The organism is Pseudomonas sp. BYT-1 (genome assembly GCF_023611805.1).
Lineage (GTDB): Bacteria > Pseudomonadota > Gammaproteobacteria > Pseudomonadales > Pseudomonadaceae > Aquipseudomonas > Aquipseudomonas guariconensis.
Genome location: NZ_CP072559.1, coordinates 2,197,977 through 2,212,690, shown reverse-complemented (window position 1 = coordinate 2,212,690; position 14,714 = coordinate 2,197,977). Strand labels below are relative to the sequence as shown.

The window sequence follows — 14,714 nt, the reverse complement described above, 5'->3', positions numbered from 1 at the left end:
GCGGGCGCGGTGCCACGCCGCCGTGCCCGCACCTGACCGCTCAGCGGGTACCGAACTCGAACGAGGGCACGAAACCCGAGCCGAGCAGGTAGGGGCAGTTGGAGTCGACGAAGTCGTCGCTGAGCAGATCCTCGGCACTGTTGTAGCCGTCCGTGTAAACGCCGGTGAGCCCCAGCAGCGTATGCGGCAGGGAGGCAATGCTCACCCGTTGGTCTTGGCGTTGCTTGAGTTTTTCGAGCTTCGCGCTCTGGTGGCGCGACACGTTGTCAGTGGCCCAGACGAACGCCGAGACCGACAAGTCGTATTCATTACCGATGCCATGCCCCAACAAGCCGCGATCATCATCCATGAGGTTCTGGCCATGATCGGAGCTGTAGACCAGCACTGACGGTTTGTTACTGGCCTCCAGTTGATTCATGAGGGTGTGCAACAGCCAATCGGTGTAGAGCACGGTGTTGTCGTAATGGGCGACGAGTCTGTCCTTGGCGCTGTCGGTGGCGGGCTGGAACTGCCCGAAGCTGTCCGGATACCGGCGCTCGTAATCGAAATGGCTGCCTTTGATGTGGATGAAGATCGCCTGCTTGGCAGCGGCCGAATGCAGGATTTGCTCATGTACAGGCAGCAGCGCGGCGTCATAGCTGCGCTCGAAGTACTGCCGGCTGTGTGCCTCGGCGGCAATCTGCGGAATGATCCCACCAAAGCTGTCGACCTCCTGGACAGACAACCAATGGGTTTTGTAGCCCGCTGCACGGTAGATGCCCACCAGGGATTTGGTCGAGGCGATCTGGTCCCAGTCGGAGATCGGCGACAGGCTCAGCATCGACGGCACGGCAAACGCGGTGTAGGGCGCGGTGGTGCACATGCGGTTGAACTTGAACAGCCCCAGGCGCTTGTCCAGGTTCGGTGTGGTCGGTTTGTCGTAGCCGTAGAGCGACCAGTTGTGCGGCCGAGAAGATTCGCCGATCACGAAAACGAGGGTTTCGATGTTCGAATCGTTCTCGACGCGGGTGATGTTGACCTCGGTGTCCTGGCGCTGCTTGATGTATTCGAGGGTTTCGCCGTGCAGGTAGGCGGTCAGGCCGATTTGCGACAGGTAACCCACCGGCGTGCTCTGGTCCTTGGCGACCAGGTCGAGCACGGCGCCCTTGCCCAGCGAATTGACCGTCACGGTCTTGTAGAAGTACGCGCCATACCCCAGCAGCAAGGCGCACAGGCTCAAGGCGAACAGCGACCGGCTCTTGGGCAGCCGACGCCGGTACAGGCCGGCCAGTCCGATCCCGTAACAAGCCGCGAATACCGCCAGCACGAACGTAATGGACTTCCAGTAAGTCAGCAGGAAGTCGGTCGTTTCCTTGTAGTTGGTCAGCCCGATGAACAGGTAGGCCGCCGTCAACCGGGAGTTGAAGTTGAGCGTCAGGAACAGGTCGATGGTGGCCAACAAATAGAACGGCAACAACCCAACATGAAGCTTGAATTGATAGGTGGAGGCAAAACGGATCGCCGCCAGCCACAGCAACGAGATGGCGACGGTGTAGAGCGCCAGCAGGTCGATCTTCGCGTACGGGTTGGCGAGGGTGCGGATAATGATGGGCGATAGCAAAAACGCCCAGAGCACCAGGTTCGGCCATTCCTGCTTCAACGTGGGGAGTTTCATTTTCTAATGCTCGTCGGGCGCCCATGGGAGAGGTGCGTCCCTGCGCGATACCCCGTTGCTGGCATACGAACGAGCATAGATCATCGGGCTTCGCCTTGGACGCCGGCGCTGACGGTTGCGGCAGGATCATCCCCGAGCATAGCCAGTTAGTCCAAACAGACGATTTACCCGGCAAGTCCCCCATCAATACTGCCCTTCCCGATACCCCGCGAGGCGCAGCATGACCGCTCATCATCCGGCTCCCATCGCTACCGACGCGCTCAGCGCCTTGCTCGCCTTGGTCTATCAAGGCCCTCTCGAATCCACGCCTTGGGGCAGCTTTCTCGAACAGTTGCGCCAGCGCCTTGACGCCCGTTTCATCACCCTGGTGCTGCGCAACCCCGAGCACGAACGCCCCGGCCTGATCGTCAACGCCTCCAGCCACGGTCCGCTGCTGCCCGGCGAGCCGTCCTACAGCGAGTACTACTATTCCATCTGCCCGTTTCTCGACTGGCCAGCCAATCAAGTGGCTACGGCCGACCAGGTGATGGGCAGCGCGCTGTGGCTGGCCCACGACTTCTACCGCAACTACCTGCAACCGCTGGACCTGCGCCACGTACTGGTGGCCAACATGGTGACCAACGCCGGGATGCACTGCGCCTTGTTCGCCAGCCGCGGGCACACCGGTACGGACTTCGATGCCGGGGAGGTCGCCCTGGTACGCCTGCTGCAGCCACACGTGCAGCAGGCGGTGGACCTGCACTCGGCCGTGGACCAGCTGGACTCCGAGCGCCAGCTGTATGCTGCGACCATCGACCGCTTGATGGTCGGTACGGTGATCCTCGATGAGAACGGCCGCAAGCTGCGTTGCAACCGCGCAGCGCAGCGGCTGTTCGACGAAGGCGATGGCCTGGTGTGCCGGCAAGAGAAGCTGTGCGCCTACCTCAACCACGAGAACCGCGCCTTGCAGCAAGCGGTCCAGGCCGTGCTGCGCCAGCGCCAGCGCGGGCTGGATGAGCTGGAGGTGCTCACCCTCTCCCGCCCCAGCGGCCAGATGCCACTCAACCTGCTGCTGCGGCCGATCCCGCTGAACTACCAGGCCGGCAAAGCCACCCGCAGACCGGCGGTGGCACTGTTCATCCGCGACCCGGCCGACTCGCCCCAGGCCTCGCGCCACCTGCTGCGCAGCCTGTTCCAGCTCACACCCATGGAAACCGAGGTGGCAATGCTGGTGATGGACGGGCAGACCCTGGACGAAACGGCGGACCTGCTGCATGTGTCGCGCAATACCGTGCGCGCGCACCTGCGCGGGGTGTTCGCCAAGACCGGCGCCACGCGCCAGGCGCAGTTGGTGAAGACCTTGCTCAACAGCGTGGCGTCGTTGGGGTAATCTGGCTTGTACAGCAGCCCCAGGAGGCCACATGCCCTACCCCATCGAGCAGAAACTTGTCGTCGGCGTCGCCTCCAGCGCGCTGTTCGACCTGACCGTGTCCGACGACATCTACAAGACCGAGGGGGTCGAGGCGTACCGCCAGCATCAGGAGCAGAACCTCGACGAGCCCTTCCCCAAGGGCGTCGCCTTCCCGTTCATCCGGCGTTTTCTGAGCATCAACAAGGCCTTCCCCGCGCAACTGCCGGTAGAAGTGGTGCTGCTCTCACGCAATTCGCCCGAGACCGGCCTGCGGGTGTTCCGCTCGATCGACCACTACGGCCTGGACATCACCCGGGCGGCATTCATGTCCGGCCGCTCGCCCTACGAGTACATCCCGGCCTTCAATGCCTCGCTGTTCTTGAGCGCCCACGAAGAAGACGTCCAGCGCGCCATCGACGCCGACTACCCCGCCGGCCTCGTGCTGCCCACGCGCATCTACGACGATGAAATCGACACCGAGCTGAGGGTGGCTTTCGACTTCGATGGCGTGATCGCCGATGACGAGGCCGAGAGCGTGTACAAGCAGCATCACGACCTCGGCGAGTTCCTGGCCCACGAGCGCGACCGCAAGGCCATCCCCCACCAGCCAGGCCCGCTGGCGGACCTCTACCGCAAGCTCTCGCACATCCGCACCCTGGAGGACCAGAAACTGGCCCAGTGCCCGGACTACCAGCGCATCCTGCGCATCGCCATCGTCACCGCGCGCAATGCGCCGTCCCATGAGCGGGTGGTGACCACCTTGAAGAACTGGGGCGTGTCGCCGGACGAGTCGTTCTTCCTGGGCGGCATGGAAAAAGACCGCGTGCTGTCGATCCTCAAGCCGCACATGTTTTTCGACGACCAACGCAGCCACCTGACGTCCGTGGCTGGGGATCTGCCGATGGTGCATGTGCCGTTTGGGGTGGCGAACAAGCGTCGGGAAGCGGGCAATGCGCTGGCCGAACCTGCAAAGGCGGAAAGCGAATAAGTTATCCGCCAGCGCCGGGATGCCTCATCCGGGCGAGTGCTGATCGAGGCTCACGGACCAACGGTGGGTATCCAAGCACATCAACTTTTCGAGCACATCACTCGCCTTCCATCACCTTGACCACCCTCCCCCCAGCCTCCATGCTCAAACGCTTCCACCACGACTCAAGGATCGATACATGAAGCTGGAAACCCTGGCCATCCACGCGGGCTTCAGCCCCGACCCGACCACCAAGGCTGTGGCCGTCCCGATCTACCAGACCACCTCGTTCGCCTTCGACGACACCCAGCACGGCGCCGACCTGTTCGATCTGAAGGTAGCCGGCAACATCTACTCGCGCATCATGAACCCCACCAACGACGTCCTCGAGCAGCGCATGGCGGCGTTGGAAGGCGGTGTCGGCGCCCTGGCCGTTGCCTCGGGCATGGCCGCCATCACCTATGCCATCCAGACCGTCGCCGAGGCCGGCGACAATATCGTCTCGGTGGCCAAGCTCTATGGCGGCACCTACAACCTGCTGGCCCACACCCTGCCACGCATGGGCATCCAGACCCGCTTCGCGCCGCATGACGATATCGCCGCCCTTGAAGCGCTGATCGACGACCGTACCAAGGCGGTGTTCTGCGAATCCATCGGCAACCCCGCCGGTAACATCGTCGATCTCCAGGCCCTGGCCGACGCCGCGCACCGCCACGGCGTGCCGCTGATCGTCGACAACACTGTCGCCACCCCGATCCTGTGTCGCCCCTTCGAGCACGGTGCCGACATCGTCGTGCACTCGCTGACCAAGTACATCGGCGGCCACGGCACCAGCATCGGCGGCATCGTCATCGATTCCGGCAAATTCCCCTGGGCCGATAACAAAGCACGCTTCGCCCTGCTCAACACCCCCGATCCGTCCTACCACGGCGTGACCTATACCGAAGCCTTCGGCCCCGCCGCCTTCATCGGCCGCTGCCGCGTGGTGCCGCTGCGCAACACGGGTGCGGCGTTGTCGCCGTTCAATGCGTTCTTGATCCTGCAGGGGCTTGAGACCCTGGCCCTGCGCATGGAGCGACACACCGAAAACGCCCTGAAGGTCGCCCACTACCTGCAAGGGCACCAACAGGTCGCCTGGGTGAAGTACGCCGGCTTGCCGGACCATCCGGAGCACGCGCTAGCGCGCCGCTACACCGGCGGCAAACCGGCGTCGATTCTTTCGTTCGGGATCAAAGGCGGGCAAGAAGCCGGCGCACGCTTCATCGATGCGCTGCAGTTGGTGGTGCGCTTGGTGAACATCGGCGATGCCAAGTCACTGGCCTGCCATCCCGCGTCCACCACCCATCGCCAACTCAATGATGAAGAGCTGGAAAAAGCTGGGGTACCAAGGGACATGGTGCGACTGTCGATCGGGATCGAGCACTGCGATGACATCATCGCGGACCTGGCGCAGGCGCTGGAGGCGAGCCGCGGGTGACGGGTTGCAATCGTTGACAGGCCCTGGCCTATTCACGGGTAAATGGGAGTGGCGCTCCGGCGCTCCAATTTACCCGCGCAGGCGTCCACAAGGACGACGCCGTCATCAGAAACCTAACGCCTACGCATTCGTTTGAGCTGTCGGATCAGGCGCCGCTGGCGGGTGCGGCGCCTGCGCATGACGCAGAGGCGTTTCCAGAGGCCTCGAAAGCGGCGGGTGTTCAGTAGCCATATCCACCACTCTGTCACCAAGGCCATCAGTGCCCAAAGCCCTGCCATTAAATCCTCTACGAGCAATCGCTACTCATACAAGCCGATCACCACTCGCCGTGCTGCCCAGTCTCCCGAGGCACTCGAAAACCACCAGACATAAAAAAATCCAGTCACCTTGCGGTGACTGGATTTTCTAGGGATTTTTGGTCGGGACGGAGTGATTCGAACACTCTACCCCTTGCACCCCATACTGGTGAAAGCTCATCCAGCACACCCCAAGGAGAACCGCCTAAAAAACGTAACCCGTTGTTTCCTATACAATAATGCCTTATTTTAGCTTCCACTGTCGTCTTGTAGCCTGCGACCGAATCCACGCACAAACGGTCACCAAACGGTCACCGGATGTAGCACCGATAAGGACGACGAAATGGCAGACATCACAGACCGACAAATGAGCATCAAGCCAGGCACTCGGGACATCTGGCTCAACGAATCCGCCCCGAAAGGTCACGGCCGCTTCATGGCAATAAAGCGGCCTAGCTGAACCTCAAGTAAAACTTACTGTAGTCATATAAAAACTAAGAGCTAGCCAGGCTGACCCAAATCAAGATCGATTCAGAACAAACAAATTCCTCTTAGCCCGCGTCGCGGCCACGTGCAGCAGGCAACGTTCGACCAGCTCGGTATCCTCGACGACCCCCGCATCCTCATCACGACTAAATTGCTCGGCATAGGCCACAGCCCCCTTGTAAGCCGCCACGATGATCACGCTAAACTCAAGCCCTTTGATTCGATGCATGGTTGCCAAGCGCACTCCTTCAGCCGAGGCATCATCTGAAGTTGAGTTATCCAGGCGCAAAGTGGGAATCCCGCCTCGTCTCAACCCCTCCCCTAGAGCATCGAGATCATCGTTGGTCCGCGCTGTAATGCAGATTTGGCGGAGCTCAATACCATCAGCCTGGAGCTGATTCAGAACCGACTGGATATGTTCCCCATCTTCTTGCAACGAAGATGAACAAATGAGGTCTGGCGCATCGCCATGAGTGAGTGATCGATATCCGCGCAAGCTGTCGGCACTACCATCCAGGTCATCAACACTGCAGCCTTCCAGCTGCGCACAGGCCCACTGACGAATCTCATCCGTTGTACGGTAGTTAATACGCAAATTGCGACTACGACCACGCACCTCAATGCCGACTCGGCTCAGAACGACTTTGTGCCGATAGATGCGCTGATGCGCATCTCCAACGATAAACAGGTCATTGTCAGCGGGGGGCACAGCTGCGCGGATCAAGGCAAAGGCTGCAGCGCTGATGTCTTGCCCTTCGTCTACCACCATGGAGCGTATGCCCAGTACCGGCTTCTCCCGCTCCAAAAGCTGACATGCCTCGCGAAATGCTTCTTCCGGCTCCCGAAGGTTGGCCGCTTGGAGTTGCGCACGGTACTCGGCAAAAACCGGCCAGATTGACTTGCGCTGGGCGCGCCCAAGCTGACCCCCGCGGCCAATACGGCTGGCACGCATATATTGATCCGCCGTTTCGCAGCCCTGGGGCAGCACAACACGCTCGAATTCGGCACGCATAAAGGGCAGAGATAAATCAGCCCCCGCAGGCATGGCAGACATTGCTGCCTGCCAGAAACGCCGACGATCCGCCTCTTTGTAGAGCAACTCATGGGGATAACCAAAGCGGCGCAACAGACCCAGGGCCCATTGATCAAGGTTGACCACCTGGATCTTTTCCAGCTCCTGCGGTGTACAAAGCATCTGCAAATGTTGGCGAATGTCTTCAGCCAGCGTTTTGGTGAAGGTGGTGAACAGAACAGGTTTACCGGGCAGTGCCGCGTATTGGCGCGCAAGCCTCGCTGCCCGATGCATCGCCACAACCGTTTTCCCGGTTCCGGCACCGCCCGTTACCTTGACCGGGCCATTCCAGTCGCGCTCCACCAGTTTGCGCTGGCTAGGATGCAAAAACACTCGCCAGCGCTCTAGAGGCGCGGCCAACAAAGCCTCCAGATCGCTGTCATCCGTCAGCACGACAAAGTGTCGACGGCTACCATCACGCTCAAGCGCTGCGGCAAAGTCGCTTTGATCCACCGCATCTGGAGCGCTTCGCTCGCTGATTATTTTCTCGTAGGATTCACCAGCAGCAAAAAGATAAAGCGCCTCGAAGGCCTCATCGGGAAGCTCACTCTGAAGAGCCTCCAGCTGCTCCTCGGTGCACACCGCCCGTACCGCCGCCAACCGATCATCCGGAACCCCCAAACGGCGAATCTCGCGATCCTTGAGCGCATGGAAAAGGCCTGCCCTCTCAGGGCTCTGCTCGAACTGCGCAGGCTGAGCATCGGATACTTCATGAACCGCATACACCTGAATACTGCCCACATCCGGGTGAATAGCTACGCGATGCCGGCTGGCCCATTGGTATGCCGCATCGTGCTGATCGACCCAGAGCAAGCAATACACATTGCCAACATTAGGCTTGAGCACAATGCCGCGCATATTGTCGTTGATACGCACCGAACGCATGTTTGCATCGGCAGCATCACGAATGCGCTCGTAATTAATCCCTGTCGCCATGGGGTTCTGCCGAAACTTGGCCACAAAATTCAGTACGGCCAACTGCTGAGCACGAGGCACGGCAGCAAAGGACTTGAGAAAGTCGTCAGACATCGCGATTTTCGGGGCCAGCGTCATGCCAGAGTCTCCATCAATAGATTACGTAACGGCTCAGGCAGCGCCCCGCCTTCAGCGACAAAACAATGCCACCCACGGTTCTCGAATACACCCAGGGTATCCGAGTAATCCGGCAGGAAAATCGCCACCTTCACTGCCGGCCAAGCCAGCTCTGCCTCCGCCAACACGCATTGCTTGTCATCCAGCAACTCAAAACCAGCAATAGGTGCATTAACCCCCATGGCGGCAAAGGCCTGACACCAGGATGAGAGTTCAGTAGCGACAATCTCCAATGCTTCCAGCCAATCGGCAGTTACATCCGGCTGTTGCAACAGAGGGCTGTTTAACAGCGTTGCCAGGCCGGGTATATCGGCACAACCGGCCCACAAATGGCGCAAAGGCAGCAGCAGGTTGAGCAAACGCCAGAGTTGCTGCCAGCGCAGCTTGATCTCTTCGCCCCCCATATTCTCTTGCAGCCATTCCAAGGCCAGCCAAGGCTCGTCATCTGCTGCGCACTTGCCGCCCATTACCTGGCGTAATTGGTCAGCACGCATCGCCACCGCCAGGTAGACACCATCCCCCAGAGCTCTGAATGACTGGCGTAAATCGGCATGGTTCGGCAGCAAGCCCAACTCATCCAACCGCTGCATGAAGGCCCGCCCCTTCATGGTCTGCAATGCACTCTGATCACCCGGAGGCATCAACAGCCCCACAGCCAGCGCCACACTGTACTGGCGCATCTGTGCGCCTGTGACACCAGCAAGACGCCGATGCAGCTGAGTGAATGGCTCAAGCACGGCAAAGCTGGAGAAGCCTGGCAATCCCATGGCGCTACAGAGCTTCTCAACAACATGCTGGGACTGAGCCTCTATCAGGTTTGGCCAGGGGGAGGGGGTCTTGACTGGCTGCCCTAAAAGAGCCGCTTCAACATCGTCCCAGGTCAACGTCCAGACAGAGAAGCGCCCGCTCTTGGCTACGGCCATACGCTTGACGAGATCAGTAGTCACAATTTCCTTGTGGTACTGCCAACCGTCGACAAACAATGCAATCGGCAGGTCATCCACAGTGTCGTCAGGCCAGAACACGAAGTCCGGCCTGCACGGCACCACCACGCCATCGGCCTCCCCAAGAGGCACCTGAAGCTCCAGCCGCCAGCGGCGCGCACCGGCCTGCAACTCATAGCCAGCCTTGCCCTTGAATAGTACCTCGCTCAGCTTGAACTTACCGCCATCATGCTCACGACGCAGTGCCTCGACAAAACGCTTCTCCAGCACACTTTCCAGCAGTTGATTGTCAGGCTGCACATCAGCCAGTTGATTGACCGGATGCAGTCCACCCTTGTGCTGCATCACCTCCCCCAACAGCTTCTGCGCAGTACTGCGGGAGATCGACTGGCGCTCATGGCTGTTGCGGTAGCGATAGACACAGCGGTAGCAACCGTCGGTTTCCGGATTCTGATTGCAACTGCATTCGTCAAGCGCCTTGAGGGCCGTTTCAAACACCTCCAGCAACGGCTCCGGCGCGCGCATCAGCTCTTTCAGATAACCCGTACCTCCGGGCACACTGTCATAGATCACCAGATAGCAACGTGGGTTGTCCGAACCGGCGGCCATTCGCATATCCAACGCGATTCGCAGGTGATCAACCGCCCCACGGAAGCGCCTGGCTAGCCCCAACTCCAACGCAGCAACAAAGCTCAACAGCGCTTCGTTGGTATCGGCAAAGCCGACCTCCGGAAGGAACAACCGAATACCTTCGCTGGTGAACTCTCTGTACAAGAACACGCACTGCTGGGTGCTGGCTTCAGGGTTCTTACGCCTGGAACACCAGGATGCGTGATTACGGAATAGCTCTTCTGCCTTACGCTTGCGCTGCAAGGTGCCGCACTCGGTGCATATGCTGAACCCAGGGCGGTTAAGCTCCTTGCCGCCGATCTCCATCGGCGCGCCCTGTTCCGACTGCTCACCGAAGTTGACCTCACGGAAGGTCACTCGGTCGAGGAACTCGAAGCCGAAGGGGAAGCTTTGCTGATCGAACACGAATGCCTGGCGCACAGCATCAGGTGGGCTATCCACCAGAGCCTGGCGCACATAAAAGCCGCGCTCACGCTCATCCGAGTCATCGGCAATGCGGCTATCGCGATCCAGGGTTCGAGCAAATACCGTGGTTAGCCGCAGCATCTCATGTACCCGACCACTGTCTTTCCACAAACCATCGCCGCACCGAGGGCAGCTCGGGTGCTGATCCCCAGAACTCAGTGGCTCGGTATAGGAGCACTGCCGACAAAAGCGCCAGTACTCTGGCTTTACCTTGGACACATCTACCTGGTTGATCACCACCTTGCGCCCTTCGGCATAGAAGGTGTTGTTCGGCGCCAACTCGGTAATGGCCGTAGACCCCGGCCGCTCATATTCGAAGGTTTCCGAATCCGGTGTCGCAGTACCCGGCTTGGAGTCCCGAACAATCATCGAGCGCAGCAGAACGCCCTGTTCGGGGAACGCATAGTTCGGCAGCAGGCCCTCATCGGTAAGCACGTTCAGCGTCGCCTTGCCCTCAATGCTGCCGATCAGTCGCGCCAGAGCCGTGCGATCCTGCGTCAGACGGGACAGTTCCTCCTCCTGCTCTTCACCACGCACTGGCAGTGCCTGAAGCTTGTCGATCTCCTTGACCGTGGCATCGCGCTTGCGCTTGATGCTTTCCACATCGGAGGCAATACCCTGCAAGCGATTGATGATCTTCAGCGCCAACGGGCTGTTCTGCGCTTCATCGCCCTCGATGAAGCGCTGTAAGAACTGCTGCGTAGCTTCACTCAGTGGCGCCTGAGCCCCGTGATTGAACAGCCGAAGGAAGCGCTCCAGCAGTAGTGCCCGGTTCTGCTCGACAAAACTCAACCAGGGATAGGGGAAGCGCGTTGTGCTCTGATTAACGATGGCACTGAACACTTGACGAATTTCTGCAGGTATCTGCGCATTGCGACCGTTCTGCTGCACCCAGCAGTCCAGGGTAAAGGCGGTCATCTGCCGCTCCAACACCGCCGAAGCATTCAGGAAAACCCCCGGAGCCTGGACCGAACCGGCGATCATGCTCTTGGGGTCTTCCCAGAAATACAGGTCATGCGGCTTGCTGGCAGCCAAGCTCATCAGCAGCGCATTACCCGTACTGCGCCCTGCCCGGCCAGCACGCTGAATGTAATTGGCTTGCTGAGGTGGCACCGAACATTGCAGCACGCTGGAGAGGTCACCGATATCAATACCCATCTCCAACGTGGGCGTTGCCGACAGTACATTTATCGCACCCGGTCGCCCGCTATCGGACTTGAAGTTACGCTCCACTGCCTCGCGCGTATCGCGGGGCAATAGCCCGGTGTGCTCATGAGCGACCACCCTTTGGATATCGGCATTGAGATAAAGCTTGCGGTAAAAATCACCTTGCTCGGCAGATGCATGCAGATGTCCGCGGCAGTCCTTACGACGGCACGGTTGCCCTGCTAGGTTCTCTTCTGGCCCAGCCATTAGGCTGCTATGGCAACGATCACAGCGCCAGCCTCGACCACCCGGCACAACAGCAAAAGCATCCGGCTGCAGCCCCCATACGCGGATGTCCGACTTGCCCTCCGCCTCCACATAATCTGCCAGCCCAGCCTCGGCTAAGGCCTCGAATGCCAGACGATAAAGCGGCAACCACAGCTGCTCGGCCCCCAGCGCCAGCCCATCCAGCTCTGGCAACGCCTGGAATGCCCAGGCGCGGAATATCCCGGAATGGCTGCCACTCACGGATGCGCAACGCTGGTAGTCGATCAAGGTGACAAAGCGCGGAGGTCTGGGGCCGCTTAGCAGTTTGAAATGGCTAGGGTTCTTCTTGTATCCCCAGGGACTGCTGCCCATGCGCGCATAAAAATTCAGCTCTTGGTCATGCCAGGCTCCCAGACGCTGCAGCATCTGGATAAGGCCATGAAGAAACACGGCCAAGTCATTGCCGTGAGTGCCAGCCAGTGGCTCCAGGGCTTCTCGCAGGCGAGGCCCCATCCAGTCCACCGCCTGCTGAAGGCGACCTGGTAGCGGCACCACGCTGGCCGTTGCCGTCGCAACCAAGGTTCGGCCGATATGTGCGTCCTGTCCGAACTCAGCTTCCAACACCCAAGGCAGTACCTTGTCCAACTCACGCCCCAGGTTGCTGCCTTGGGGCAGCTGGCCTTCCTCCATCAGCGTCTCGAAGTCGCGCAGCCATTGCAGTTGCGGCGGCAAGAAATTGGCCACGTAGTGGCCATCGCCCAACCTGGCACGCCAGAAGCCGGCAAAAGCCGCAGGCAGCTCAGCCAGGGTCAGAGGCCGCTCACCCGCCTGAGCAATTACCTGGGCCAACGCCGGACGCAGGTTCAGGCGCCAGGTACGAGCCGCGAGAAAACCTGCGCGATGCGCCGCATCCTGAACAGAATCGGAGAAAGCGATCAGCTTCTTATCGGCATTGAAGCGGCTGGCAAACAACTGCCCTACCATCACCGCCGCCAGGCTGGCTGCCTGGGAGCCGACAATGGTTAGGGTTTTGTAGCCATTGCAATAAGGACAGTCGTGGTGCGCCTTGGTGAACTTGGCACCATTACGAGTGCTCTCTCGCAGGTTGTGGGCAATATCCACCCGCACCAGCGACTGATCCTCACAATGGGCGCAGTGGCTTTGTGCATCCGGATGCAAAGTGCCGCAAGCCGGACAGACTTGCTTGCGCTCGAACACCGCAGGGTTGTGCTCGTTACCCACCGGAAAAACGAATCGGGTCGCTACATCTTCGGCAAAGAACGCGCTATAGAATCCCTGCAGATCGTGCCCCAACTGATTAGGGCTGGTCTTCTGCACAGTCGCACCCCAGCCCATGGCATGGCACTCCCTGCAGTGGATGACCGGCAGATGCAAGCGCGTCAGATCGGCCTTGCGCAGATCATCGTGGTGACGCAACTGCGGGTGCTCATCCAGCACGGCAACCATGCGGCGCAACTCACGCAGCCAGATTTCAACTTTTACCTGCAGAAAGAAATCCTGATGGGCGTCTTTACGCGCATGGGCCACCAGCGCCAGCAGGCTGGACAACCAGAGCATGGGGTAACGTGGTTCATCACACGCAGGCAGGCGACGCTGCAGCAGCGTCAGCAGATCGTCCAGCAATACCGACTTAGGCCCTAACCGTTCCAGGTCACGCAACAGGTTCTGAAAGGCAAAGTGACTTTTTAGTCGATCTCCCAGCGCACAGCGCCAACGAAAGTCCTGCACCTGCTCGGCCGTGCAGGGCTCACCAAACCACAGCTCGGCTTGAGCAGCCAAATAGGCAGGCAAATTGGCATATTGCTCAGGGGGCAGTTTATCCACCTGCATCGGCTGCGGACTCAGGGTGAACTCCACCAGAGCCTCAGCCAAGTAATCGCCAACCGACTCACGATCTTCGGAGATGACCGCTTGCTCATCCAGCGCCTCGCCGAATACATCGCCCGCAAACGCCAGTAGATCGCCTACCCCATCATCGCCCAGAGTGGCCGAAGTCCCGACACAGACCAGTTGCCCAGGCGGAGTTTGCAGGCGGCCTTTCAGGCGACGGATCAGACAGGCCAGATCGGTACCCTGCGCACCATCGAAGGTATGCAATTCGTCCACGACCAAATATCGCAGCGTATCCGGCTGCTGATGCACCCACAGCGGCGTATCGGCGGCACGAATCAGTAGAAAATCCAGCATCTTGTAGTTGGTCAGCAGGATATCCGGCGGGTTGCTACGCAGCACATCGCGATCGGTAATCACCGAAAAGCTGCCATCCTCCAGTCGGCGTACCGTTTGCGACAGCTCGGCAGGCGCATCCCCTACATACAAGCCCGCACGAACGCCTGCCAACCCAGCCGTTTTGACAATTTCCTTAGCTACCCGGCCGGCCTGGTCAGTCGCCAGGGCATTCATCGGATACAGGATGATTGCCTTGATCCCTCGCCGCCCCTCTGCCTGCGCCTGACGGCAATGCTCCAGAATCGGATACAGAAAGCACTCGGTCTTACCTGAGCCAGTACCGGTTGCCACCAACGTTGATTGCGCTGCGACGCCGCTCAGTCGAGCGAAAGCACGGGCCTGATGCGCATGCGGCACGAACCCTTCGAACAGCCAGGGAAAGGCCCGCATGCCATCCCCCATATGCTTGCGAAACGGCAAAGGAAGCGACACGTAGGGGCCCTTGAACACATTGCTGCGCTCAGCCAGAAACCGCTCTAACAAGCCCTCGAAACCATTCGTAGTCGAGGGAAATGCTGTACGCAGGAAATCCGCGACGCCCTGGGTAAGCTGCTGAGAAACGATCAAGGGCTGCATGA

Annotated in this window: 6 protein-coding genes; 3 read left to right on the top strand and 3 right to left on the bottom strand. The window is 59.9% G+C overall.

Going from position 1 to position 14,714, the window contains the following annotated elements; all coding sequences use genetic code 11:
* Window positions 1-40 precede the first annotated feature (40 nt).
* Window positions 41-1,654: a phosphoethanolamine transferase gene (locus J5X93_RS10220; RefSeq protein WP_182941118.1), complete on the bottom strand. Its 1,614-nt coding sequence runs from the start codon at window positions 1,652-1,654 to the stop codon at window positions 41-43.
* A gap of 220 nt (window positions 1,655-1,874) precedes the next feature.
* On the opposite strand from J5X93_RS10220, the gene J5X93_RS10215 reads away from it, so the two are divergent.
* From J5X93_RS10215 to J5X93_RS10205, 3 genes are all read left to right on the top strand, one after another.
* Window positions 1,875-3,023 (top strand): helix-turn-helix transcriptional regulator, encoded by a 1,149-nt coding sequence (locus J5X93_RS10215; RefSeq protein ID WP_090345656.1) that lies wholly within the window; start codon window positions 1,875-1,877, stop codon window positions 3,021-3,023.
* Between the two features lie 31 nt (window positions 3,024-3,054).
* Window positions 3,055-4,032: a 5'-nucleotidase gene (locus J5X93_RS10210; RefSeq protein WP_102082457.1), complete on the top strand. Its 978-nt coding sequence runs from the start codon at window positions 3,055-3,057 to the stop codon at window positions 4,030-4,032.
* Window positions 4,033-4,210: 178 nt separating this feature from the next.
* Window positions 4,211-5,488, top strand: a complete 1,278-nt coding sequence (locus J5X93_RS10205; protein WP_043213632.1) for a bifunctional O-acetylhomoserine aminocarboxypropyltransferase/cysteine synthase — start codon at window positions 4,211-4,213, stop codon at window positions 5,486-5,488.
* Window positions 5,489-6,304: 816 nt separating this feature from the next.
* On the opposite strand, the gene J5X93_RS10200 is transcribed toward J5X93_RS10205, so the two are convergent.
* Window positions 6,305-8,395, bottom strand: coding sequence for a UvrD-helicase domain-containing protein (locus J5X93_RS10200; RefSeq protein WP_250034808.1), 2,091 nt, complete (start codon window positions 8,393-8,395; stop codon window positions 6,305-6,307).
* Window positions 8,392-14,712 (bottom strand): DEAD/DEAH box helicase family protein, encoded by a 6,321-nt coding sequence (locus J5X93_RS10195; RefSeq protein WP_250034807.1) that lies wholly within the window; start codon window positions 14,710-14,712, stop codon window positions 8,392-8,394. The genes J5X93_RS10200 and J5X93_RS10195 overlap by 4 nt, the downstream gene beginning before the upstream one ends.
* Between the last annotated feature and the right edge of the window lie 2 nt (window positions 14,713-14,714).

Coding starts and splice junctions, on each gene's coding strand:
- J5X93_RS10220 (WP_182941118.1), bottom strand. CDS start 1,654: ATGAAACTCCCCACGTTGAAGCAGGAATGGCCGAACCTGGTGCTCTGG.
- J5X93_RS10215 (WP_090345656.1), top strand. CDS start 1,875: ATGACCGCTCATCATCCGGCTCCCATCGCTACCGACGCGCTCAGCGCC.
- J5X93_RS10210 (WP_102082457.1), top strand. CDS start 3,055: ATGCCCTACCCCATCGAGCAGAAACTTGTCGTCGGCGTCGCCTCCAGC.
- J5X93_RS10205 (WP_043213632.1), top strand. CDS start 4,211: ATGAAGCTGGAAACCCTGGCCATCCACGCGGGCTTCAGCCCCGACCCG.
- J5X93_RS10200 (WP_250034808.1), bottom strand. CDS start 8,395: ATGACGCTGGCCCCGAAAATCGCGATGTCTGACGACTTTCTCAAGTCC.
- J5X93_RS10195 (WP_250034807.1), bottom strand. CDS start 14,712: ATGCAGCCCTTGATCGTTTCTCAGCAGCTTACCCAGGGCGTCGCGGAT.